Origin of the sequence: Erythrobacter neustonensis, assembly GCF_001663175.1 — a bacterium.
Lineage (GTDB): Bacteria > Pseudomonadota > Alphaproteobacteria > Sphingomonadales > Sphingomonadaceae > Erythrobacter > Erythrobacter neustonensis.
Genome location: NZ_CP016033.1, coordinates 922,099 through 944,369, shown reverse-complemented (window position 1 = coordinate 944,369; position 22,271 = coordinate 922,099). Strand labels below are relative to the sequence as shown.

The 22,271-nt window shown below is 66.5% G+C and carries 21 protein-coding genes; 8 read left to right on the top strand and 13 right to left on the bottom strand.

The features are described 5' to 3' along the window. Nucleotides 1-1,743 carry an acyl-CoA dehydrogenase gene (locus tag A9D12_RS04440; protein ID WP_068350159.1) on the bottom strand — a complete coding sequence of 581 codons (1,743 nt, stop codon included), beginning with the start codon at nt 1,741-1,743 and terminating at the stop codon, nt 1-3. A 74-nt stretch (nt 1,744-1,817) separates the two neighbouring features. On the opposite strand from A9D12_RS04440, the gene A9D12_RS04435 reads away from it, so the two are divergent. Then, on the top strand, nt 1,818-2,735 hold the full coding sequence (locus A9D12_RS04435) for an L-threonylcarbamoyladenylate synthase (RefSeq protein ID WP_068350157.1): 918 nt from the start codon (nt 1,818-1,820) through the stop codon (nt 2,733-2,735). Here A9D12_RS04435 and A9D12_RS04430 read toward each other — a convergent pair. The 6 genes from A9D12_RS04430 to A9D12_RS04405 form a co-directional block, all read right to left on the bottom strand. Further along, a complete protein-coding gene (locus A9D12_RS04430) occupies nt 2,732-3,052 on the bottom strand; it encodes a hypothetical protein (RefSeq protein WP_068350155.1) in 321 nt (106 codons plus the stop codon). The two genes, A9D12_RS04435 and A9D12_RS04430, sit on opposite strands and share 4 nt — an antisense overlap. 41 nt (nt 3,053-3,093) lie before the next feature. Continuing rightward, a complete protein-coding gene (locus A9D12_RS04425) occupies nt 3,094-3,894 on the bottom strand; it encodes a GIN domain-containing protein (RefSeq protein ID WP_068350149.1) in 801 nt (266 codons plus the stop codon). Between the two features lie 124 nt (nt 3,895-4,018). Next, the gene (locus A9D12_RS04420; RefSeq protein ID WP_068350148.1) at nt 4,019-4,552 is read right to left on the bottom strand and encodes a CarD family transcriptional regulator; all 534 of its coding nucleotides are present in this window, start codon (nt 4,550-4,552) and stop codon (nt 4,019-4,021) included. 275 nt (nt 4,553-4,827) lie between these two features. Then, entirely contained in the window at nt 4,828-5,166 is a 339-nt protein-coding gene (fdxA, locus tag A9D12_RS04415; protein WP_068350147.1) for a ferredoxin FdxA, read from the bottom strand. A 10-nt stretch (nt 5,167-5,176) separates the two neighbouring features. Then, a complete protein-coding gene (locus A9D12_RS04410) occupies nt 5,177-5,557 on the bottom strand; it encodes an RNA-binding S4 domain-containing protein (protein ID WP_197489879.1) in 381 nt (126 codons plus the stop codon). Beyond that, entirely contained in the window at nt 5,554-8,334 is a 2,781-nt protein-coding gene (locus A9D12_RS04405) for a helicase-related protein (RefSeq protein ID WP_418251572.1), read from the bottom strand. The genes A9D12_RS04410 and A9D12_RS04405 overlap by 4 nt, the downstream gene beginning before the upstream one ends. Before the next feature lie 283 nt (nt 8,335-8,617). On the opposite strand from A9D12_RS04405, the gene A9D12_RS04400 reads away from it, so the two are divergent. The 6 genes from A9D12_RS04400 to A9D12_RS04375 are packed head-to-tail and all read left to right on the top strand — an operon-like array spanning nt 8,618 to nt 15,394. After that, complete coding sequence (locus tag A9D12_RS04400; RefSeq protein ID WP_231889692.1) at nt 8,618-10,354, top strand: M23 family metallopeptidase; 1,737 nt, start codon at nt 8,618-8,620, stop codon at nt 10,352-10,354. 45 nt (nt 10,355-10,399) lie between these two features. Beyond that, on the top strand, nt 10,400-11,395 hold the full coding sequence (gene hemB / locus A9D12_RS04395) for a porphobilinogen synthase (protein WP_068350144.1): 996 nt from the start codon (nt 10,400-10,402) through the stop codon (nt 11,393-11,395). Next, nucleotides 11,388-11,963: a GNAT family N-acetyltransferase gene (locus A9D12_RS04390; protein WP_068350143.1), complete on the top strand. Its 576-nt coding sequence runs from the start codon at nt 11,388-11,390 to the stop codon at nt 11,961-11,963. Before hemB ends, A9D12_RS04390 begins: the two co-directional genes overlap by 8 nt. Further along, nucleotides 11,960-12,523 (top strand): GNAT family N-acetyltransferase, encoded by a 564-nt coding sequence (locus A9D12_RS04385; protein WP_068353636.1) that lies wholly within the window; start codon nt 11,960-11,962, stop codon nt 12,521-12,523. Before A9D12_RS04390 ends, A9D12_RS04385 begins: the two co-directional genes overlap by 4 nt. Before the next feature lie 50 nt (nt 12,524-12,573). Further along, nucleotides 12,574-14,808: a spermidine synthase gene (locus tag A9D12_RS04380; protein WP_231889691.1), complete on the top strand. Its 2,235-nt coding sequence runs from the start codon at nt 12,574-12,576 to the stop codon at nt 14,806-14,808. Between the two features lie 13 nt (nt 14,809-14,821). After that, nucleotides 14,822-15,394, top strand: coding sequence for a gamma carbonic anhydrase family protein (locus tag A9D12_RS04375; RefSeq protein WP_068350142.1), 573 nt, complete (start codon nt 14,822-14,824; stop codon nt 15,392-15,394). On the opposite strand, the gene A9D12_RS04370 is transcribed toward A9D12_RS04375, so the two are convergent. From A9D12_RS04370 to A9D12_RS04360, 3 genes are read right to left on the bottom strand one after another with little or no spacing between them, the layout of a single operon-like run. After that, on the bottom strand, nt 15,391-15,690 hold the full coding sequence (locus A9D12_RS04370; RefSeq protein ID WP_068350134.1) for a (2Fe-2S) ferredoxin domain-containing protein: 300 nt from the start codon (nt 15,688-15,690) through the stop codon (nt 15,391-15,393). The two genes, A9D12_RS04375 and A9D12_RS04370, sit on opposite strands and share 4 nt — an antisense overlap. Nucleotides 15,691-15,744: 54 nt before the next feature. After that, the gene (locus tag A9D12_RS04365; RefSeq protein WP_068350131.1) at nt 15,745-16,263 is read right to left on the bottom strand and encodes a DUF1993 domain-containing protein; all 519 of its coding nucleotides are present in this window, start codon (nt 16,261-16,263) and stop codon (nt 15,745-15,747) included. A gap of 41 nt (nt 16,264-16,304) precedes the next feature. Next, on the bottom strand, nt 16,305-17,918 hold the full coding sequence (locus A9D12_RS04360; protein ID WP_068350130.1) for a cisplatin damage response ATP-dependent DNA ligase: 1,614 nt from the start codon (nt 17,916-17,918) through the stop codon (nt 16,305-16,307). Between the two features lie 98 nt (nt 17,919-18,016). On the opposite strand from A9D12_RS04360, the gene A9D12_RS04355 reads away from it, so the two are divergent. Next, nucleotides 18,017-18,328, top strand: coding sequence for a hypothetical protein (locus A9D12_RS04355; protein WP_068350128.1), 312 nt, complete (start codon nt 18,017-18,019; stop codon nt 18,326-18,328). 28 nt (nt 18,329-18,356) lie between these two features. Here A9D12_RS04355 and A9D12_RS04350 read toward each other — a convergent pair whose 3' ends face one another. From A9D12_RS04350 to A9D12_RS04340, 3 genes are all read right to left on the bottom strand, one after another. Further along, the gene (locus tag A9D12_RS04350) at nt 18,357-19,391 is read right to left on the bottom strand and encodes a ligase-associated DNA damage response exonuclease (protein WP_068350125.1); all 1,035 of its coding nucleotides are present in this window, start codon (nt 19,389-19,391) and stop codon (nt 18,357-18,359) included. A gap of 69 nt (nt 19,392-19,460) precedes the next feature. Beyond that, a complete protein-coding gene (gene clpA, locus A9D12_RS04345) occupies nt 19,461-21,818 on the bottom strand; it encodes an ATP-dependent Clp protease ATP-binding subunit ClpA (protein ID WP_068350123.1) in 2,358 nt (785 codons plus the stop codon). 130 nt (nt 21,819-21,948) lie between these two features. Continuing rightward, complete coding sequence (locus tag A9D12_RS04340) at nt 21,949-22,152, bottom strand: DUF1192 domain-containing protein (protein ID WP_068350122.1); 204 nt, start codon at nt 22,150-22,152, stop codon at nt 21,949-21,951. Between the last annotated feature and the right edge of the window lie 119 nt (nt 22,153-22,271).

Below are 22,271 nucleotides of genomic sequence, written 5' to 3'. Positions count from 1 at the left end.
TCAGCCCACCAAGACTGCGGCGGGCAGGGCGTAGAGCAGATCGGCCCCTGCGACCGCGCCCGCCTTCAAGCCGGCAGCCTCGGGCACGATCCGGTCGAGGAAGAAGCGCACCGTCACCGGCTTGGTCTCGGCGAGCGCGGGGGCAGCGCCTGCGGCCACCGCTTCGCCCTGCTTCATCAGCTGCCACCCGGCCACGCACACCGCCGCCATCGTGCAGAAGGGAACGCTGCCCGCCAGACGATCATCAAGGCTCGCTTCGTCCTTCATCCAGCAGGCGATGGCGATGCAGTCCCGCGCCAGACCGGCCAGCGCGGCTTCGCCCGCCGCTTCGCGGGCAATGGTTTCGAACAGCGCGATCAACGCCGCCCCGCCATCGAGCCCCAGCTTGCGGGTAACAAGGTCGGCGGCCTGAATGCCGTTGGTGCCTTCATAGATCGGCGCAATGCGCGAATCGCGCCAGTGCTGCGCCGCGCCGGTTTCCTCGACGAAGCCCATCCCGCCGTGGATCTGAATGCCGAGCCCTGCGACCTCGACACCGATATCGGTGCCCCACGCCTTCAGCATCGGCACGATGATCTCGCCGCGCATGCCTGCGGCCACGTCGCCCAGATTGCCGCGATCGACCTGGCCTGCGCAGTAATAGAGCAGCGCGCGCGCGCCTTCGGTCAGTGCCTTCATGCGCAGGATCATCCGGCGCACGTCGGGGTGTTCGATGATCGCCACCGGGGTCTTGTTGGGCGATCCCGCGCGGGCGGACTGCACCCGGTCGCGCGCATAGGCGAGCGCCGCCTGCGTGGCGCGTTCGCCGATCTGGACGCCCTGGTTGCCGACATTGATCCGCGCGTTGTTCATCATCGTGAACATCGCGGCGAGGCCCTTGTTTTCCGCCCCGACCAGCTCGCCGATGCATTCCCCGTTGTCGCCATAGGACATGACGCAGGTGGGCGAGGCGTTGATGCCCAGCTTGTGTTCGATGCTGACACAGCGCAGATCATTGTGCGGCCCCAAGCTGCCGTCGGCGTTCACATGATACTTGGGCACCACGAACAGGCTGATCCCGCGCGATCCTTCGGGCGCACCCGGCAGGCGGGCAAGGACGAGGTGGACGATGTTGCTCGCCAGATCATGTTCGCCCCAGGTGATGTAGATCTTCTGGCCGGTGATCCGGTATTTGCCTGCGTGCTCGCCGCTTTCGATCGGCTCCGCGGTCGAACGCAGCGCGCCGACATCGCTCCCGGCGGCAGGCTCGGTGAGGTTCATCGTCCCCGACCATTCGCCGCTGACCAGCTTGGGAAGATACATCGCCTGCTGCGCGGGCGAGCCGTGATGCTCCAGCGCCTCGATCGCGCCGACGCTGAGCATCGGCAGCAGCGTGAAGGCCATGTTGGCCGCACCGAGGTTTTCGAGCACGTTGCACGCCAGCGTGAAGGGCAGGCCCTGACCGCCGTGCGCGATGGGCGAGGCAATCGCGTTCCAGCCCTGTTCGACATAGGCCTGATAGGCCGCCTCGAAGCCTTCGGGCAGACGGACACGGCCATTCTCGAGCCGGGCGCCTTCCAGATCGCCCTTGCGGTTCAGCGGCGCAAATTCCCCGGCCGCGAACTGGCCGACGCCTTCGACGATGGCTTCGACCAGATCGCCCTCGGCATGGACGAAGCGTTCGGTCGTCGCCAGTTCCTCGATCCCGGCATTGACGCGGATGGCGAGCAGCTGGTCGGCGGTCGGCGGGGTAAAGGGGGTCACTTCGGGGGGCGTCCTTCAGATGGAAAGGGGGCTGCGCTCTTGGCAGCGCGGGCAAACGAATATAGCGCCGCAGCATGAGCGGCAAGAACGTTACGGAAGTGCGGCTGGCGGACCTCGCCGGGATCGCGGAGGCCGCGCGAATCCTCGAATCGGGCGGACTGGTCGCGGTGCCGACCGAGACGGTTTACGGGCTCGCCGCGCGCGCCGACAGTGCCGATGCGGTGGCGAAGATCTATGCCGCGAAGGGGCGTCCCGATTTCAACCCGCTGATCGTGCATGTCGCAGGCCTGGCGCAGGCCGAGCGTTATGCGCAGGTCTTGCCCGAAGCGCGCGCGCTGGCGCAGGCGAATTGGCCCGGGCCTCTGACGATGGTGTTGCCGCGCCGCGCAGATGCGGGGCTTGCCACTGCGGTGAGCGCAGGCTTGCCCACCATCGCCTTGCGCGCGCCGGCACATCCGGTGATGCAGGCGTTGCTGGAAAGGCTCGATTTCCCGCTCGCCGCGCCTTCGGCCAACCGCAGCGGTTTCATCAGCCCCACCACGCCCGCGCACGTGCTCGCCTCGCTCGACGGGCGGATCGCCATGGTGCTCGATGGGGGGGCGTGCCCGGCGGGGGTGGAATCGACGATCGTGGCGGTGCGCGCCGATGGAAGCGTCGAGGAACTGCGCCCCGGCCCGCTGCAACTTGGCACGCGGGGCGGGGGGGAGAGTATCGAGGCTCCGGGGCAGCTCGCCAGCCACTATGCGCCGGGCAAGCCCGTGCGGCTGAACGCAGCGGCGGCGGCGGCGGATGAATTTCTGATCGGCTTTGGTGCCGTTGAAGGCGACATTACGCTGTCAGCCAGCGGCAATCTCGACGAGGCCGCATCCCGCCTTTACGCCGCCCTCCACGAAGCCGCCACCGCGCCGCAGCCGCGCATCGCGGTCGCCCCGGTGCCGGACGAGGGCGTGGGCCGCGCAATCAACGATCGCTTGCGCCGCGCCGCAGCCTAGTCGCCGCGTTCGTCGGCAATCAGCGCTTCCCATTCGGCATTGAGGCTTTGCGCCTTGTTGCACGCCTCGGTGCTGCCGTCGCGGCAGCGTTCGATCTGCTTGTTGTATTCGCGTTCGAGCTTGCCGATGCGTTCCTCGCGCTCGCGGATTTCGCGCCCGCGTTTCTCGTCCGCTTCGGACTGGCTGGTGGTGGCGAGATCGACGCCCTTGCTCACCACCCGCACGGGCAAGGTCACCACATCGACCGCGGCGCGGGCAAGGCAGCCCTGCAAGGCAAGGCCCGCAGCGGCAAGGACGAGAAGGCGCAAGGGGTTCATCACCCGCGCATTCTCGCCCGCCGTATGCGGAATGGCAAATGCTATTGTGCGGTTCGCGCCGGAGCGACCGGCACGGCGGGCGCTGCCGCAGCGGCCGGCGCAGGCAACGCGGCGGCGGGAGAGCAGGTCAGCGTGCCCGAGCCGAAGGAATTGACGGTGCATTTGGCACTGCCCGAAACCTTCACATCGCCTGCGCCGCCGATATTCGCCTCGACCGTGCCGTCCGACGCGAATTCGACATCGCCGTTGCCGCCGATCGAAACCTCGGCGCTCTCGGCCTTGAGGCCCGGCATCGCGACATCGCCCGTCCCGCCGATCAGCACTTCGAGCTGACGCGCAGTGCCTGCACCGCGCACCGTGCCGCTGCCGCCGATATTGATCCCGAGCTTTTCCGCCGCGACGCGCCCGAATTCGACCGTGCCCGCGCCGCCGATGCTGACATCGGCGGTCGGCGCGAGCGATTGCGCGCGGATCGTCCCGCTGCCCGCGATCACCACTTCGCGCGGCGGGGGCATGGTGATTCGCACGGTGGCGTTGGGCTCGCCCTCCCAGCCATCGACGCGGGTGACGCCGATTACCGCGCCATCGCGGACGAACCGCAGCGAATCGGTGTCGGTGCCTTCGACCTTTACGCTGAAGGTGGTGCCATCGCTGACGATCACCGTGTCACCCGATGCCAGCACGACTTCGCTCGGCACGGCGCCGGTCATTTCGAGCTGCGACAGGGGCACGCCTTCCTGTCCGTTGATCTGCATGTTGCCGCCCTCGCACGCCGACAGCGCGCAGGCGGAAACGGCAAGCGACCCGAACATGGGGATGCGGTGGACGAGCACGGATGTCATGGCCTGGTTCTCTCCCGTAAGCCGGTTGGCGTATTGTTTGTATAATACACCAATCTTGCGCGCACAAACAAAAAGGGCCGCCCGCACGGGGCAGCCCTTCGTGTTCATGATACGCCAGAAAGGCTTAGGCTTCTTCGGCGCTGTCGTAATACTGCGGGGCGTGTTCGCGCAGCACGTCGAGAATCTTGTTCAGCGCGGTCGGCTCGTCGGTTTCTTCCATCGCGGCCAGTTCGCGCGCGAGGCGGCTCGAGGCGGCTTCGAAGATCTGGCGTTCCGAATAGGACTGCTCGGGCTGGTCTTCGGGGCGGAACAGGTCGCGGGTGACTTCGGCGATCGACACCAGGTCGCCCGAATTGATCTTCGCTTCGTATTCCTGCGCGCGGCGCGACCACATGGTGCGCTTGACCTTGGGCTTGCCCTTCAAGGTTTCCATCGCCTGCTTGAGCGTCTTGTCCGAGGACAGCTTGCGCATGCCGATCGCTTCGACCTTGTTCGTCGGCACCCGCAGCGTCATGCGCTCTTTCTCGAAGCGCAGGACATAGAGTTCGAGCTGCATCCCGGCGATCTCTTCCTTCTGGAGTTCGATCACGCGGCCCACGCCGTGCTTGGGATAGACGACATAATCGCCCACGGTAAATGCGTTCGCGGTGCTCGCCATGCACGTTCCTTTCAATCGCCCGTTCCAGCAACACAGGGGGGAGGGGAGGACAAAGGCCCCGGCGGCGCGACCCAACCCCTCACGGGGCGAGCGCCGGGTGCGGATCATCCGGTTGCGGGGTTGCTGGTGACAGGCCTTTCTGGTTTCAACGCCTGCGCAGGCCAACGGCCCGGCGCGGTCGCACCATTATATAGCATGCCTGCAAGAAAATTGCGAGTCGGCGATTGCGCAGGCGCGCAAGGCTTTCACAAAAGCGTGATCGCGCGGGTCGAGGATCAGTCGCCTTCGCCCGGTTCGGCGCTGAAATAGAGCTCGAACTTGCCCTTTTCGCCCTTGTGCGCATCGGCATCTTCGGGCGGGGCCTTCTGGCTGGTGATGTTGGGCCAGATCGCCGAATACTGCGTGTTGAGCTCGAGCCACTTTTCAAGGCCGTCCTCGGTATCGGGGAGGATCGCCTCGGCCGGGCATTCGGGTTCGCACACGCCGCAATCGATGCATTCGCTGGGGTTGATCACCAGCATGTTCTCGCCCTCGTAGAAGCAATCGACCGGGCACACTTCCACGCAGTCGGTGTACTTGCACTTGATGCAGTCTTCGGTGACGACGTAAGTCATTGCGGCTCTTTCACGAGAAGTCTTCGGGATCACCGGGCGCGCGGCTCGGCACAGGCGCTCCGCCTATGGTGTTTTGCCCGTTAGGGTCAAGCCCTGCCCCGGCAATCTCATGAAAAACGTCGAGCGCGCGGTAATGGCTGCGCGCCTCGGCGGGTGACCCGCGGCGGGCGGGCAGGGTGAGCAGTTCGATCACCCTGACCTCGGCGCCGACCATCACCGTCAGCACATCGCCGCAGCGCGCACATTCCGCCCCGCGCAGCACGTGCCGGCGGTTGCGGCGCACCGCAGCGCGCGCGATCAGCGCATCGGCGGCAGAGCGGGTGCGGGCAAAGCGCAGATAGACCAGCAAGCGGTCGATCCTGAGCATTTCGCCCGCACCCTCGCGGCTCATCCCTTGAGCAGGTCCGCCAGTTTGTCGAAGGCACCGCCGGCACGGGCCGGGCCGGTGTCGACGGGGGGGCGAGACGGGGTCTGGGCGGATCTTGGACCGCGCTTGTCGCCATCACGCGGGGGTCTGGGGCCACGCTGCCCGCCGCGCTTCGGATCGTCCGATCCCTTGCCGCGCGGGCCACCCGATTTTGCGCGAGGCTCACCGCGGGGCTGGCCGCGCTGGCCGCTGCGTGTGTCCTTGCGCTCGCCGCGGCGTTCGTCCTTTTCGCCCGGACGGCGCGGGCGCCAATACCAGCGGTCGGGCGCGGGTGCACCTTGCGCGCCTTCGGCCAGCGCGCGCGCGCGTTCGACACGGAAGCCCGCGCTGCCCAGCAGGCGGCGTGCGTTCTCCGCTTCGAGCCCGACCGACACCGCCAGCGCCAGATCGACCCGGAACGGACGGTTGCGCTCCTTGGGATGCGCCGCGGTCACGAGGCTGCGCGCATCGAAGGCGGCGCGGAAGATCTTCTCGGCCAGATCGACCCGGATCGCTTGGCTTCCGGCATAGCGGTATCCGGCAGGCAGGCGGCCTTTGGCCCAGCTGCCCTCGGCCAGCACGGGCAGCATCGCATCCTGCACGGCGCGGGTATCCAGCCCCAGCGCGTGCAGCAGTCGCCGCGGCGCGGGCTTGAGCAGCGGCGCATCGAAGATGTCGAGCGCGCCGAAAGTGATGCCGAGCTTGCGCAGATAGGGGCGCATTTCCTTGGGCAGATTTTCGAGCCCCGCATCCTCGCGGCTGATCACGCCGCGCGCCTCGATCAGCGTGATCACCAGCGCGCGCGCCTGCGATCCGGCTTCGGGATCGCGTGCGGCCTCGGCCAGCTTGCGCAAGGGTTCGAGCGGTTCGAGCTGCTTGTCGAGCCACGCGGCAAGCCCGGCTTCGAGCTTCGCCTTTGCCGCCTCGGGCAAGAGCGCCAGATCGCGGCTCAGCGTCAGGCGCGGGGTGCCGAAATTGCCCGAACCGGGATGGCCGGGGAAAGTGATCTCGGCCAGCGCGCGGTTCTGCCAGCGGATCGCGCCGCCGCTGATTTCAAGCTCGCCCACGCCTTCGGCCAGCAGCCATTCGGCGCGGCTTGCGAGGATTGCAGGCAGGGCCTTCTCGCCCGCGGCGAGCAGCATCCGGCGATCGGCCACCCCGGCATCGGGATCGACCTGGAAGCGGAAACCATCGAGCCGGCCGATGCTTTCGCCCTCCACGGTGACATGGCCATCGGGTTCGAGCGTGACGGGCAGCGCAGATGCATCCTGCCCCAGCGATTTCATCAAGAGTGTCGTCCTTCGATTCACGAACCTTTCGGTCAGCCGCGCATGCAGCGCATCCGAAAGCTTTGCTTCGACCGCGCGCGCCCGCGCGGCCATTTCGTCCCGCGCCAATACCCAATCCGGGCGCTGGCAGATATAGGCATAGGCGCGAATCGCCGCGATTCGCCCCTGCAGCGTGTCGATGTCGCCCTGCATCCGGTCAAGTTCGGCGATGCGCGCGGCGATAAAATCCGCGCCGATATATCCGCCGCGCAGGTCGTCCCACAACCGCGCGATGAAGCGGGCGTGCTGTTCCACCCCGACATTGCGGAAATCAGGCAGCGAGCAGACCTCCCAGAAGCGCCGGACATTGCCCGGTCCGCGCACGGTGTCGGCAACGGGATCGGCCGCCAGGCGGCGCAGCACCGCGAGGTCGATCGCCTCGGGCGCGGCTTTCAGGGCCGGATGGGCAGGGCGCGATTCGAGATCGGCGATCAGTTTGGCAAGCGAATCGAACCGCGGGGTCGCATCGCGCCAGAACAGGTGGGTCAGCGGCGCGAACTTGTGTTCCTCGATCGCGTAGACTTCCTCGTCGGTGAAGGCGAGCGGTTCGCCGTCGCCCTTGCCGGTGCCCGACAGCGTGCCGAAGGTGCCGTCGCGCTGGTGCCGCCCGGCGCGGCCCGCGATCTGCGCCATCTCCGACGGGGTGAGGCGGCGTTTGCGATGCCCGTCGAATTTCGCCAGCGCGGCGAAGGCAACGTGATCGAGATCGAGGTTCAATCCCATCCCGATCGCGTCGGTGGCGACGATATAGTCGACCTCGCCCGACTGGAACATTGCGACCTGCTTGTTGCGGGTTTCGGGCGAAAGCGCGCCCATCACCACCGCCGCGCCGCCGCGGAACCGGCGCAGGGCTTCGGCCATGGCGTAAACCTGTTCTACACTGAAGGCGACCACGGCGCTGCGTTTGGGCAGGCGCGACAGCTTGCACACGCCCGCATGGGAGAGCGTGGAAAAGCGCGGGCGGCTGGTGATTTCCGCGCCGGGGATCAGCGCCTTGACCATCGGTTCCAATGTGGCGCTGCCGAGGATCATCGTCTCCTCGCGCCCGCGGGCGTGAAGCAGGCGGTCGGTGAAGATGTGCCCGCGTTCGGGGTCTGCGCCCAATTGCGCCTCGTCGAGCGCGACGAAGGCGTGCTGTCCGGCGGTGCGCGGCATGGCTTCGGCGGTGCAGAGGAAATAGCGTGCTTCGGGCGGTTCGATCCGTTCCTCGCCGGTGATCAGCGCGACCTGCTTGTCGCCCTTTATCGCGCGCACCCGGTCATAGACTTCGCGCGCGAGCAGGCGCAGCGGAAAGCCCATCATTCCGGACGAATGGCCGCACATCCGCTCGATCGCGAGGTGCGTCTTGCCCGTGTTGGTGGGGCCGAGCACCGCGCGCACGCGGCGATTGTCTTCGGCGCCCCTGGACGGGCGGGGGTTGGCGGGGAAGGTCACGACCCGACCGCTTGTGTCAGGCTTGCCCGCCGGGAGCAAGCGTGGCGGCAATGGGAGCCAGCGCGCAGCATGGGGCAACGCCTTGCCGCTTGTGCGCCGCGGCTCGTCGCTGGTTAACGCCGGTTTTACTTTGTTCGGGTAGCAAAATGCGGCAGGGCGACGCCTTGCGACCCGCCCGGTGGCGGCTCACGTTCGCCCCGACAGGGCATTGCCACGGGGCAGGATGTTGGACCACGCGCGCACAGTGACCGACGCAGACGGCCCGGACGGGGATCCCGCTGGCATGTCTGGATTTGGCGCGCCCGACGACGCGGGCCGCGCGTTGGCGATCCGTCCGGGCACCGCAATCGTCCCGGTGCCGGTCGATCCGGCAACCGCGCGCGAACTCAAACGCTATCTCGACAATTCGCGGCAGTTTGCCGAACCCACCGCTGCCCAGCGGCTGAAGCGGCGGTTGGTGGCGCAGCGTGACCGTGCGATCGCGCGCTTCGATGCGCGGCGGCAGGACGCCTCGCGCTGGTTCGACCGGCTCGATCTCGCCCCCGATCTGGGCGAGAATATCGGCAGCCGCCGCTGGCTGCGCGGGCTCGGCACGATGGTCGGCCTGGGGGTGGCGGCGATCGCGTTCTGGCCCGATCTCACCCCGCTCGAAGCACGGCCGGCAATGCCGCTCGACCCCGCAGTGAACAGCGAAATGCGCAGCCAGATGGTGCTGCCGCTGGCGCTGGGCGCGGACAGCGGGCGGCGGATGGGGCCGACCACGGCGGTGATCCCGCTGAAAAGCGCGCCCGAACGCCCGCAGATCGCGATGGTGGTGACACTCGCCCCAGGAGACAGCTTCGTTTCGATGCTGCGCCGCGCGGGCGTGGCAGCGGAGGATATCGACCGCGCCGCCGCGCTGGTGGGGCAGGCGGTTGCCGTGGGCGATATCGCGCCGGGCACGCAGATGGACCTGACGCTGGGCCGCCGCGCCGCCGCCGGTGCCCCGCGGCCGCTCGACGCGCTGTCGTTCCGCGCGCGCTTCGATCTCGAACTTGCGCTGGCCCGCCCCGGCGTGGGCCAGGTTGCCGCCGATGGCACGCCGGTGATCCCGAACGGACCGCTCGCGCTGCAACGCAAGCCGATCCGGGTCGATGAAACCCCGCTGCGGGTGCGCGGGCTGGTCGGCTCCAGCCTCTATCGCTCGATGCGGCAGGCGGGTGTCCCGGCAAGCGCGGTGCAGGACTACCTCAAGACGCTCGACGAACAGATCGATATCGAGCGCGAAGTGCGCGCGTCGGACGAATTCGATGTCATCCTGTCCTATCGCCGCGCCGCGACGGGCGAACGGCAGGCGGGGCAGCTGCTTTATGCCGGGATCGACCGCGCCGGCCGGGCGCGCACGCAGCTGATGCGCTGGGGCACGGGCGGGCGGTTCTACGAGGCATCGGGCGTGGGCGAACAGCGCCGCGGGCTGCTGGCCCCGGTGCCGGGCGCGATCACGTCGAATTACGGGATGCGGCGGCACCCGATCCTCGGCTATTTCCGGATGCATTCGGGAATGGACTTCAAGGCGTCACACGGCACCCCGATCGTCGCGGTCAGCGATGCGCGGGTGAGTTCGGCCGGGCGCGCGGGCGGCTGCGGGATCGCGGTGCGGCTGGAGCATGGCGGCGGGTTGTCGACGCGCTATTGCCACATGAGCCGGATGGCGGTGGCGCCGGGCATGACCGTGCGGCGCGGGCAGGTGATCGGCTATGTCGGATCGACCGGCCTGTCGACCGGCGCGCACCTCCACTACGAAATGTATCGCGGCGGGCGGCCGATCAATCCGGCAAGCGTCCAGTTCGTCAACCGTGCGCTGCTGTCGGGGACCGAGCTTATTGATTTCCGCCGCCGCCTGCTGATGCTGAAGGAGGTCGTGCCGGGCGCGGCGCTTGCCGATCTTGCCCCGCAGGCCGGCGAAACGCGCGAACCGGTGCGCGAGATCGAGAAGATCGACACGGCGCGGCAAGGCCCACCCGCTGCGCGCGCGCCATAACCAGCGCTTGAAGCGGCGCGGCGAATGGGCGTAAGCCTTGCGCCCATGACCGCATGCTATCCCAACACCCGCCTTCGCCGCACCCGCGCCCACGCGTGGAGCCGCAACTTGCACCGCGAAACGATGCTCACCCCGGCCGATCTGATCTGGCCGCTGTTTGTCACCTCGGGCAAGGGCGTCGAGGAACCGATAGCCAGCCTGCCCGGCGTCTCGCGCTGGTCGGTCGACGGGATCGCCGCGCGCGCGAAAGAGGCGGTCGATCTGGGCATTCCGGTGATCGCGCTGTTCCCCAACACCCCGCATGACCTGCGCTGCGAACAAGGGGCCGAAGCGCACAATCCCGACAACCTGATGTGCCAGGCGATCCGCGCGATCAAGGACGCGTGCGGCAACGAAATCGGCGTGCTGACCGATGTCGCGCTTGATCCCTATACCAGCCACGGGCAGGACGGGCTGATCGACGCAGGCGGCTATGTCCTCAACGACGATACGGTCGCGATGCTGGTCGATCAGGCGGTCAATCAGGCCGAGGCGGGCGCGGATATCATCGCGCCGTCGGACATGATGGACGGGCGGATCAAGGCGATCCGCATGGCGCTGGAAATGAACGGGCACTGCAATGTCCAGATCATGTCCTATGCCGCCAAATATGCCAGCGCCTTTTACGGCCCGTTCCGCGATGCGGTGGGCAGCGGCGGGCTGCTGAAGGGTGACAAGAAGACCTACCAGATGGACCCCGCCAACACCGACGAGGCGATCCGCGAAGTCGCGCTGGACATCGCCGAGGGCGCGGACAGCGTGATGGTGAAGCCGGGGCTGCCCTATCTCGACATCGTCGCGCGGGTGAAAGCAGCGTTCGACGTGCCGGTCTTCGCCTATCAGGTGAGCGGCGAATACGCGATGATCGAGGCCGCCGCCGCCGCCGGAGCGGGGGACCGCGATGCGCTGGTGCTGGAGACGCTGCTCGCCTTCAAGCGCGCGGGCGCGAGCGGGGTGCTGACCTATCATGCCGCCCATGCGGCACGGCTCTTGAATGGGTAAGCCCGGCGCAGCGTTCCGCCACGACACCGCCCGGCTGACCTTGCGCGACTGGCGCGATGAGGACTGGGCGGCGTTCTGGGAGGGCACCAACACGCCGGCGGTGATGCGCTGGCTTGGCGGCGTGGTCGACGCGGAAGGACGCGCCGCGGTGCGTGCGCGGCTCGAAGCCTATCGCGCCGACCACGGCCACACCTTCTGGGTGGTCGAACGCCGCGCGGACGGCGCGCTGCTCGGCTTTTGCGGGCTCAAACGCTCGAACCAGCCGGGCGGGCCGCAGGGACTGATGGAAGTGGGCTGGCGGCTGCGCGAGGACGCCTGGGGGCAGGGCTATGCCAGGGAAGCCGCCGCCGCCTCGCTGGCGCTCGCCTTCGAACATTTCGGCGCGGACGAGGTGATTGCGCTGACGGTGCAGGGCAATGCCCCAAGCTGGGGGCTGATGCTGCGGCTGGGAATGGAACGGCGCGAAGACCTCGACTTCGACAGCGCCGATTTCGACCCCGAAAACCCGCGGATCATCGCCCATGCGATCACCCGGGCGACGTGGAACGCGCAAGGCCCGGCTGCGTGACGGCACCCGTGCTGACGACCGAGCGGCTGATCCTGCGACGGATCGGCGCGGACGATCTGGAACCGCACATGGAATTGCTCAACACGCCCGAGGTCATGCGGCATCTGGGCGGGGTGCAACCGCGCGAGGTGATCGCGGCCAAGCACGCCGCCTCGCGCGCCAGCTTTGCCGCGAACGGCTATGGCTTCATGATTGCCGAGGAACGCGACGGCGGCGCGATGGTCGCGCATTGCGGGCTGCGCCGCGTCGCGCACCCGGCTGCGCCCAATCCGGAAGACTTCGAGATCGGCTGGGTGGTGCGCGCGGATCGTTGGCGGCAGGGCTACGCCTTAGAGGCGATGCGCGCGGTGATCGACTGGGGATTTACCGCATTTGATGCGCCGCGGATCGTTGCGCTGACGATCGCCAGCAATGTCGGCAGTTGGCGGTTGATGGAAAAACTCGGCATGACCCGCCGCGAAAACCTGGATTTCGCCGACCCCGACGGGGGCGAGCGGCATATCCAATACGCGATCACCCGGAGGGCGTGGGAGGGGCAGGGCCCGGCGGCGGATACGTGATATTTACCATAAGCCCGTAGGGCGAAGGTTCGTTTTTCAACGCCGGGACGATGATGACCAACCCTCGCCGCTCGCTTTTCGTTGCCGCCATTTTCGCAGGGAGCTTCCTGCTGTTTCTCGTGCAGCCCCTGATGGCGCGCCTTGCACTGCCGCGGCTGGGCGGGACGCCCAACGTCTGGAACAGCGCAATGCTGGTCTATCAGGCGCTGTTGCTCGGGGGTTATGCCTATGCGCATCTGATCGGCAGGCTGACGTTGCGGCGTCAATTGGGGCTGCATATTGCGTTGCTGATCGCGGCCGCGTTGACCTTGCCGCTGTCGCTTGCCGACCTCTCCGACTTGGGCGCGGGCATGGAAGCCTTGTGGGTGCCTGCGCTGCTGTTCGCCTCGGTCGGGCCCGTGTTCTTCCTGATTTCGGCACAGGCCCCGCTAATCCAGCGCTGGTTCTCGGCCGATCCGGGCGCGGGCGACCCCTATGGCCTTTATGCGGCTTCGAACATTGGCAGCTTTGCCGGATTGCTCAGCTATCCCTTGCTTATCGAGCCGCTGCTTGGCCTTGGCGACCAAAGCCTGATCTGGAGCATCGGTTACGGTATCATGGTGCTGCTGTTGCTGTCGGTAGCGGTTGCGCGGTGGCATCTTGCTGCGCCCGATAATGCCGCGTCTGCCATGGACAGCGCGGATGGGGCACGATCCCCCGCGGCGCCGATTGCGGGGCGGCGGATGGCCGTGTGGCTGGTGCTCGCTGCCGTGCCATCAGGCTTGATGCTGTCGACGACGACGCATCTGACCACCGATATCTTTGCGATGCCGCTTTTGTGGGTGATCCCGCTTGGCCTTTACCTTCTCAGTTTCAGCGTTGCCTTCGCCGAGAACCGCAAGCCTGCGCGGCTGATTTCGCGCGCGGCGCCTGCGGTCGTGGTGATCGCCGGTGGGACTGCGATGATGTCGCAATCGGGTGAGAACCTGTGGCTGCTGGGTGCGTCGGTGGCGCTCCTGTTCGCCGTTTCGGTCGCGCTTCACGCCCGGATGTACGATCTGCGCCCCGATCCCTCGCGCCTGACGCTGTTCTACCTCGTGATGTCGGCGGGCGGCGCATTGGGCGGGATGTTCACCGCACTGTTTGCGCCGCTGCTGTTCGACTGGGTGTGGGAACACCCGCTGCTGGTGATGGCGGCCGCCGCGCTGGTGCCGCTGCGTTCGCTCACCCCTTGGCAGGACCGGCTGGCGGCCGATACCAGGCTGCGGTTGCCGGTTCTGGCAGTGGGGCTGATGCTGGCGATGTTGCTGTCCTGGCACCTCGTTCTCGCCGCCGATCAGGGCCGCGAAGCGATCGTCTGGCCGCTTTATGGTGCGCTCGCCGTGGTGGCGGTGGGGGTGATGTTCAACCGCGCCGCGTTTCTCGCCGTATTCGGGCTGACGATGGTGGCGATCGGCCTGCCCGGGCATGTGAATGCCTACCGGACCGGGGAGCGGGTGCGCAGCTATTTCGGCGTCTACACTGTCAGCGATTCGAAAACGCATGGCTTGCGCGTGCTGGCACATGGCACGACCGATCACGGTCGCCAGTTCCTTGCGCCTGCAAAGCGGCGCGAACCGACAGCCTATTATGGCCGCGAAGCCGGGGTGGGGTTGCTGCTGCGCAATGCATCGGCGCTATACGGTACGGAGGCGCGGATCGGGGTTGTCGGTCTTGGAACGGGAACGCTCGCCTGTTACCGCACGCCCGGTCAGACCTACCGGTTCTACGAAATCGATCCTGCGATCCTCGAATTCTCGCGCCGCGGGCGGTTCACGTTCCTGTCCGATTGTGCCCCCGACAGCGAGATCGTGATTGGAGATGCCCGGATTGCGCTCGAAGACGAAGCGCCGGGCCAGTTCGATATTCTGGTCGTCGATGCTTTCTCGTCCGACGCGATCCCGCTGCACCTTTTGACGCGCGAGGCGCTAGAGGCCTATCGCCGTTCGATCGCGGCGAATGGTTCGGTGGCGATCCACATTTCGAACCGCTTTATCGATCTGGAACCTGTGATCGCCGCGCTCGCCCGCGATGCCGGGATGCAGGCGATGCTGCGCTGGGACAACCCGGACCGGACAACCGGCCTGACCCCGTCGATGTGGATCGTGCTCTCGCAAAGGGCCGAAACCCTGGCCGCGCTCAGGCAGGCCAGCGGTAGAACCGAATGGCGCGCACTTGCCACGCTGTCCGATACGGTCTGGAGCGATCAATATGCATCGACTTTGCCGCAATTTCGGTGGAACACGCTGCTTGGCGTCAAGCCCTGATCAGAGGTCCGTCATGAATTCTTCCTCCAGCCGCCCGGGCGTCAACATCGTGCCGATCCACGGCAAGACCCCGCGCATCCACGACAGCGCCTTTATCGCGCCGGGCGTCACGATCATCGGCGATGTCGAAATCGGCGAAGGCTCGTCGATCTGGTATAATTGCGTGCTGCGCGCGGACGTGTCGCGGATCGTGATCGGCCAGCGGAGCAATGTGCAGGATGGCAGCGTGCTCCACTGCGACCCGCCGCGTCCGGGCGATCCCGATGGCTCGCCGCTGATCATCGGCGACGATGTGCTGATCGGCCACATGGCGATGGTGCACGGCTGCACGATCCACGACCGCGGCTTTGTTGGCCTTGGCGCGATCGTGATGAACAAGGCGGTGATCGGTTCGGACGCGATGCTGGCCGCCGGCGCGATGCTGACCGAGGGCAAGGTGATTGCGCCGCGCGAATTGTGGGCCGGCCGTCCCGCCAAAAAGCTGCGCGATCTCGATGATGCGGCGGTGATGGGCATGCGGATCGGCACCGCGCACTATGCCGAAAACGCACGCGCGCATGCCGAGGCGGTCGCCGCCGCGCTTTAGCGCAAGGCCTCGACTGCCTCCTCGAATGGCGCATCGGGGGTGATGATACGCCATTCTTCCGGGCGGCGGCTGTCGATGACAACCACACCGCCCTTGGGGCAGATGTCGAGACATGGTACCTCGATCACGCCGACCGCCGCCTTGCGCCCTTTGCCAGCGCCGAGTTCCCGCTTGAGCGCGGCGGCCAGCCGCTTGTCGTCAGGCCCGAAGCCCAAGTCCTTCTTGTCGAGCTTCTTCGAACATTTGGCGCAGACCAGAACGGCATGCGACCAGTTGGCGCGGATCTTGGTTTTCATGGCCCGTATAAGCGATGACGGCGCTTGTTTGATCCGCCGGGCATGCCGCGCGCGTCAGGCCGCCGGCGCCGGCTGTTTGAGATAGCGCAGCATATGGCCGACATAATCGATCTTGCCGATCGCCACCCCTTCGGCCCGCAGGATCGCATAAGCCGCCATCAGGTGGAAATAGACCTGCGGGATCGCCCAGTCGCGGCAATATTCGTGCGCCTGCATCGCGAAGGCCATGCCGTTGGGCAGCGTGAATTCAACCGTCTCGCCGCTTGCGGGCCAGCTTTCCGGATCGGTCGCCGCAACCGCGGCGCGCACCGCGGCGATGCGTTCGTGCGCCTGGGCAAAGCTGGTGATCTCGCTGTCGTCCGTTGCTGCGCCGTCTTCGCCCAGCCGTTTCAGCGCGGTCAGCACCTGATCGAGCGTGAAGCGGATCTGCGTGGATAGCGGGAACATATCCTCGGCAAGCCGTGCGGCGAGCAGCGCTTCACCTTTTTCGTGATTCTCGGCCTTGGTGACCAGCGTATCGAGCGTTGCGAGTGCATTGGCATAGGTCGCAAGCGCGGCGGTGGCATAAGACATGGCGTATCTCTCCGCTTGTTTCGCGAAGGGGTAGGCCGCGTTCAGTCCTTTATCAATTCCTTGAGGCTGTCGAGCCGGTCCGCTTCGTGCGCGGGCTTGTCCCAGCGGATGCGGTGGATCCGCGGGAACCGCATCGCCACGCCCGATTTGTGGCGTTTGGAGGTGTGGACGCTGTCGAAGGCGACTTCGAACACCAGTTCGCGCTTCACTTCGCGCACCGGACCGAAACGGTTCAAGGTGTTCTGGCGCACGAACCGGTCGAGCTTCTTCAACTCCTCGTCGGTGAAGCCCGAATAGGCCTTGCCGACGGGCAGCAGTTCGGCGCCCGCATCGGGATCGCCGTTCCAGCAGCCGAAGGTGTAATCGGAATAGAAACTTGACCGCTTGCCGCTGCCGCGCTGGGCATACATCATCACGCAGTCGATCAGCAGCGGATCGCGTTTCCACTTGTACCACAGCGCGACCTTGCGCCCCGCCACGTAAGGGCTCTCGCGGTGCTTGAGCATCAGCCCCTCGATCGCCTCGTCGCGCGCGGTATCGCGCACGCGGGCGAGTGCGGCAAAATCCTCGGCCACGACCAGCTGGGACAGATCGAAATGGCTGTCGGGCAGCCGCGCCATCAGGCTTTCCAAAGTCGCGCGGCGCGACTTCCATGGCTGTTCGCGCCAGTCGGTCCCATCGAGCAGCAGCACATCGTAGAGCCGCACGAAGGCCGGGTAATCGCGCAGCATCGCCTTCGACACGGTCTTGCGCCCCAGCCTTTGCTGAAGCGCATTGAAGCTCGCCGCGCCGCCCGTCTCGCCGCCCTGCGCGCGGCCCAGTTGCGTGTGCGCGCGGACCAGCAATTCGCCGTCGAGCACCGCGTCCATCGGCAGCACATCGAGCAGTTCGGGGAAGGTCGCCGAAATATCGTCGCCCGAACGCGAATAGACCCGCGTTTCCCCGCCCGCGCGCACCAGCTGCACGCGGATGCCGTCCCATTTCCATTCGGCGGCATAGTCCTTGAGATCGACCACTCCGTCTTCGAGCGGGTGGGCGAGCATGAAGGGGCGGAAATGCGGCGCGTTGGCAAGGTCGGGGGCGGGGCCGCCGTCTGCACCCCAGGCGAAGAGTTCGGCAAAAGGCGGGGTCAGGGCGTGCCAGTATTCCTCGACCTCCTCGACCGCGACATCGAAGGCCTGCGCAAAAGCAACCTTGGCCAGCCGCGCTGACACGCCCACGCGCATCCCCCCGGTCGCCAGCTTGATCAGTGCATAGCGGCCCTTGGCATCGGTGCGGTCGAACAAGGCGGGCAATTCGCGCGGGGCGGTAGCGCGGGTCAGCGCGGAAAGGCGCTCGACCATTTCGGTGAGCGAGAGCGCGGGCTGCGGCGCGGCACCTTCGGGCTCGGGCCACAGCAGGCTGGCGGTTTCCGCCGTGTCGCCGACGAAATCGCGGCTCAGCGTCCACAGCACCGGGTCGACCCGCTCCATCATCAGATTGCGCACGGTCGAGGATTTCACCGAGGGAAAATCGAGCCCGTCGGTCAGCGCGGCCAAGGCCCAGCCGCGATCGGGATCGGGCGCTTCGCGCAGGTATGCCGCGATCAGCGCCAGTTTGCGGTTGCGGCTGGTGGTATAGACCAGCGCGTCGAGCAGGGCGGCAAATTCCTCCATCAGCGCGGCCCCATCTGTTCATTGCGCTTACATGCGAAAGCGTTACACGCGCTTGCTGACATGCGTGTCAGTCCATTTTGCGATGAGGATACCGTTCCATGAAGCTTGCGCCCTTTGCTGCCCTTGGTCTTGCCCTTGCTGCCGCCACCGCGCCGGTCGCTGCCAGCGCGCAGGAAGCGCCCGCCGCGGCGCCCGCTGCCACGCTGTCGATCGACACCCCGATCGCCGCGCTGGTTGCCGATGCACGTGCCAAGGCGGTGCTCGACAAGCACCTGCCCGGCATCGACCAGCACCCGGCGTTCGAACAATTCAAGGGCATGAGCCTCAAGGTCCTTGCGCCCTATTCGCAGGGGATGATCACCGACGACCTGCTCGCCAAGATCGGCGCCGATCTGGCCGCGATCAAGTAAGCCTTGCCGATATGCGGGGGCGGGGATGTCAGTCATCCTCGTCCTCGTAGCCTACCAGGGCTAGCGCGCGCGCGCGGCGCTGCGACAGCGCGCACCAGCGCAGCAGCGCTTCCTCGCGGCCGTGGGTGATCCACGTTTCCTGCGGGTTCACCTCGCCAATCGTGCGGGTGAGTTCGCCCCAGTCGGCGTGATCCGAGATGATCAGCGGCAGTTCGACCCCGCGCTGGCGCGCCCGCCCGCGCACGCGCATCCACCCGCTCGCCATCGCAGTGATGGGCTCGGGCATCCGGCGGCTCCAGCGGTCGTTGAGCGCCGAGGGCGGGGCAACGATGATATGCCCGCGCATCGCATCCTTCGAAGGCGCATCGCTGACGAGCTTGAGATCGCCCAGCGGTATGCCGTGGTCTTCGTAAAGCCGGCACATCCCTTCCATCGCGCCGTGCAGCCAGATCGTGTCGTGGTGGCCTGCAGCGCGCAGTTCCGCGATCACCCGCTGCGCCTTGCCCAGCGCATAGGCGCCCACGATCACCGCCGAATCGGGATTGTCGCGCCGTGCCTCGATCAGCTTGCCGATTTCCTCGCCGATCGGGGGATGGGTGAAGACCGGCAGCCCGAAGGTCGCCTCGGTGATAAAGATATCGCAGGGGGTCACCTGAAACGCCGCGCAGGTGGGATCGGGCGCACGTTTGTAATCGCCGGTGATGACGACCCGCTCGCCCGCGTGTTCCAGCAGGATCTGCGCAGAGCCGAGCACATGGCCCGCGGGAATATAGGTCGCATCGACATTGCCGGGCAGGCGGATCGTCTCGCCATATTCGACCGGGGTGGCCTTGTGCAGAACGGTTCCGGAAGCATCCGAAGCGCCCGTGCGATAGCGCAGCTCCATGATCGCCAGCGTCTCCGGGGTGGCGATGGTTTCGCCATGCCCGCCGCGCGCGTGATCGGCGTGGCCGTGCGTCACCAGCGCGCGCGGCACCGGGCGCGAGGGATCGACCCAGGCATCGGCGGGGACGATGTGAATGCCCCACGGCTCGGGCTTGATCCAGGAAAAGGGCGCGCTCATGCAAGGCTTAACAGAAAGGGCGCGGAAGAGGTTCCTCTCCCGCGACCCAATTGTTTTATCGCCTTGGCCTCAGCCCTCGTCGGTTTCGGGGGCGGGGTTGGTTTCGGGATCGGACTTGCGCGCCGCGGTCTTCTTGACCGGCTTCACCTTGGGCGGGGCCGGGGTCATCTCGAAGGCGGGCTTGTTGTCCTTGATGCTGACATGCACCTCGCCGCCTTCGGCGAGCTTGCCGAACAACAGCTCCTCGGCGAGCGGCTGCTTGATCTTTTCCTGGATCAGGCGAGCCATCGGACGCGCACCGTAGAGCTTGTCGTAACCCTTGTCGCCCAGCCATGCACGGGCATCGCTGTCGAACTGGATGTGGACGTTCTGTTCGGCCAGCTGCAGTTCGAGCTGGAGGATGAACTTGTCGACCACGCGAGCGACGATGCTCTTGCCCAGATAGGCGAAGGGCACGATCGCATCCAGGCGGTTGCGGAATTCGGGGGTGAACATCTTCTTCACCGCCTCGTCGCCCGCATCCGCCTTCGACACATCGCCGAAACCGATGCCCTGACGCGCCATATCGGAGGCGCCGGCATTGGTGGTCATGATCAGCACCACATTGCGGAAATCGACCGTCTTGCCGTGGTGATCGGTCAGGCGCCCGTTGTCCATCACCTGCAAGAGGATGTTGAACAGATCGGGGTGCGCCTTCTCGATCTCGTCGAGCAGCAGCACGCAATGCGGGTTCTGGTCGATAGCATCGGTCAGCAGGCCGCCCTGATCGTACCCGACATAGCCCGGAGGCGCGCCGATCAGCCGGCTGACCGAGTGACGCTCCATGTATTCAGACATGTCGAAGCGCTTCAGTTCGATTCCCATGATGGTGGCGAGCTGGCGCGCGACCTCGGTCTTGCCGACGCCGGTGGGGCCGGAGAACAGGAAGCTGCCGATCGGCTTGTCCGGATCGCGCAGCCCTGCGCGGGCCAGCTTCATCGCGGTCGAAAGCCGCTTGATCGCCTCGTCCTGACCGAAGACGACGTGCTTCAGATCGCGTTCGAGGTTTTCGAGCGCCTTCTTGTCGTCCTTCGACACCGATTTCGCCGGGATGCGGGCCATCGTCGCGATGACCTGTTCGATCTCGCGCGCGGTGATCGTCTTCTTGCGGCGGTTCGGCGGCACCAGCATCTGCATCGCGCCGACTTCGTCGATCACGTCGATCGCCTTGTCGGGCAGCTTGCGGTCGTTGATGTAACGCGCCGACAATTCGACCGCGGTCTTGATTGCATCCGAGGTGTATTTGACCTTGTGATGATCCTCGAACGCGCTGCGCAGACCTTTAAGGATCTTGACCGTGTCCTCGATCGTGGGCTCGTTCACGTCGATCTTCTGGAACCGGCGCAGCAGCGCGCGGTCCTTTTCGAAGTGGTTGCGGAATTCCTTGTAGGTGGTCGAACCGATGCAGCGGATCGTCCCGCCCGACAGGGCCGGCTTCAACAGGTTCGAGGCATCCATCGCCCCGCCGCTGGTCGCGCCCGCGCCGATCACGGTGTGGATCTCGTCGATGAACAAGACCGCATGCGGCATCGCCTCAAGCTCGGTGACGACCTGCTTCAGCCGTTCCTCGAAATCACCACGATAGCGCGTGCCGGCGAGCAGCGCGCCCATGTCGAGCGAGTAGATCACCGCTTCGCGCAGCACTTCGGGCACGTCGCCTTCGATGATCTTGCGCGCCAGGCCCTCGGCAATCGCGGTCTTGCCTACGCCGGGATCGCCGACATAGAGCGGGTTGTTCTTCGAACGGCGGCACAGGATCTGGATCGTCCGGTCGACCTCCGGCCCGCGGCCGATCAGCGGGTCGATCTTGCCGTTTTCGGCCTTGGCGTTGAGGTTTACCGTGAACTGGTCGAGCGCGGTTTCCTTCTTCGCGCCGCCCGTCTCCTTGGTCTGCGCGGTGTCTTCGGACTTGTCGGTGCCCTGCGGCGACTTGGGTTCGACCTGGCGGCCGCCCTTGCCGATCCCGTGGCTGATGAAGCTGACGGCATCCAACCGGCTCATGTCCTGCTGCTGGAGGAAATAGACCGCGTAGCTGTCGCGTTCGGAGAACAGCGCGACCAGCACGTTGGCGCCGGTGACGGTGTCCTTGCCCGAGGACTGGACGTGCAGGATCGCGCGCTGGATCACGCGCTGGAAGCCTGCCGTGGGCTGCGGATCGGCGCCGTCCTCGGTCTTGAGGGACTGGTATTCCTGATCGAGATACTGCTTCACCACCTCGCCCAGTTCGGCAAGGTCGACCCCGCAGGCGGCCATCACGGCGGCCGCATCCTCATCGTCGATCAGCGCCAGCAACAGATGTTCGAGCGTGGCATATTCGTGCCGCCGTTCGGACGCGTTGCCGAGCGCATTGTGCAGCGTGCGTTCGAGGTTCTGGGCGAAGCTGGGCATGGGAGAGGCCTTTCAGCAGGGGTGAAGCCCGTGGCCAAGGGGCGAAGACAGGCCATTTCCTCACAATATGGGAGAGCACCCGCGAATTGCGAATCCCCTGTGTCAGATACGCAAGGCCGGGCAGCGCGGATCAACCACCGCGCTTGCCGAACAATGCGTCGGCCGCGGCGCGGTGCGCGGCGGCCTTGTCGCGGTGCGCCCTGACCCGCGCGATTTCCGCGTCGAGCAGCGCGATCCGGTGATCCAGTTCTGCCTGCGAATAGGGGCCGAGATCCTCCGTAGCGAGGCGGGTCGCGGCGTCTCCGACAGGCCGGGGGCGATCGGGTTCTTCCATTGCCGTCGCAGCATCCGCCCCAAGCGGCTTGCTGTCAATCGGTGTCGCGGTTATTCGCTGCGCCAAGTTGGTTAATATGCAGGTTCAAGGGGCAGACGGAATGGTGTTCAGCAACGGGT

Excerpts from the sequence above, each read along its gene's own strand:
- A9D12_RS04425 (WP_068350149.1), bottom strand. The coding sequence starts at position 3,894 with ATGACATCCGTGCTCGTCCACCGCATCCCCATGTTCGGGTCGCTTGCC.
- A9D12_RS04340 (WP_068350122.1), bottom strand. The coding sequence starts at position 22,152 with ATGGAAGAACCCGATCGCCCCCGGCCTGTCGGAGACGCCGCGACCCGC.
- fdxA (WP_068350147.1), bottom strand. The coding sequence starts at position 5,166 with ATGACTTACGTCGTCACCGAAGACTGCATCAAGTGCAAGTACACCGAC.
- A9D12_RS04435 (WP_068350157.1), top strand. The coding sequence starts at position 1,818 with ATGAGCGGCAAGAACGTTACGGAAGTGCGGCTGGCGGACCTCGCCGGG.
- A9D12_RS04355 (WP_068350128.1), top strand. The coding sequence starts at position 18,017 with ATGAAGCTTGCGCCCTTTGCTGCCCTTGGTCTTGCCCTTGCTGCCGCC.
- A9D12_RS04360 (WP_068350130.1), bottom strand. The coding sequence starts at position 17,918 with ATGGAGGAATTTGCCGCCCTGCTCGACGCGCTGGTCTATACCACCAGC.
- A9D12_RS04420 (WP_068350148.1), bottom strand. The coding sequence starts at position 4,552 with ATGGCGAGCACCGCGAACGCATTTACCGTGGGCGATTATGTCGTCTAT.
- hemB (WP_068350144.1), top strand. The coding sequence starts at position 10,400 with ATGACCGCATGCTATCCCAACACCCGCCTTCGCCGCACCCGCGCCCAC.
- A9D12_RS04365 (WP_068350131.1), bottom strand. The coding sequence starts at position 16,263 with ATGTCTTATGCCACCGCCGCGCTTGCGACCTATGCCAATGCACTCGCA.
- clpA (WP_068350123.1), bottom strand. The coding sequence starts at position 21,818 with ATGCCCAGCTTCGCCCAGAACCTCGAACGCACGCTGCACAATGCGCTC.
- A9D12_RS04375 (WP_068350142.1), top strand. The coding sequence starts at position 14,822 with ATGAATTCTTCCTCCAGCCGCCCGGGCGTCAACATCGTGCCGATCCAC.
- A9D12_RS04430 (WP_068350155.1), bottom strand. The coding sequence starts at position 3,052 with ATGAACCCCTTGCGCCTTCTCGTCCTTGCCGCTGCGGGCCTTGCCTTG.
- A9D12_RS04390 (WP_068350143.1), top strand. The coding sequence starts at position 11,388 with ATGGGTAAGCCCGGCGCAGCGTTCCGCCACGACACCGCCCGGCTGACC.
- A9D12_RS04380 (WP_231889691.1), top strand. The coding sequence starts at position 12,574 with ATGATGACCAACCCTCGCCGCTCGCTTTTCGTTGCCGCCATTTTCGCA.
- A9D12_RS04400 (WP_231889692.1), top strand. The coding sequence starts at position 8,618 with ATGTCTGGATTTGGCGCGCCCGACGACGCGGGCCGCGCGTTGGCGATC.
- A9D12_RS04410 (WP_197489879.1), bottom strand. The coding sequence starts at position 5,557 with ATGAGCCGCGAGGGTGCGGGCGAAATGCTCAGGATCGACCGCTTGCTG.
- A9D12_RS04350 (WP_068350125.1), bottom strand. The coding sequence starts at position 19,391 with ATGAGCGCGCCCTTTTCCTGGATCAAGCCCGAGCCGTGGGGCATTCAC.
- A9D12_RS04370 (WP_068350134.1), bottom strand. The coding sequence starts at position 15,690 with ATGAAAACCAAGATCCGCGCCAACTGGTCGCATGCCGTTCTGGTCTGC.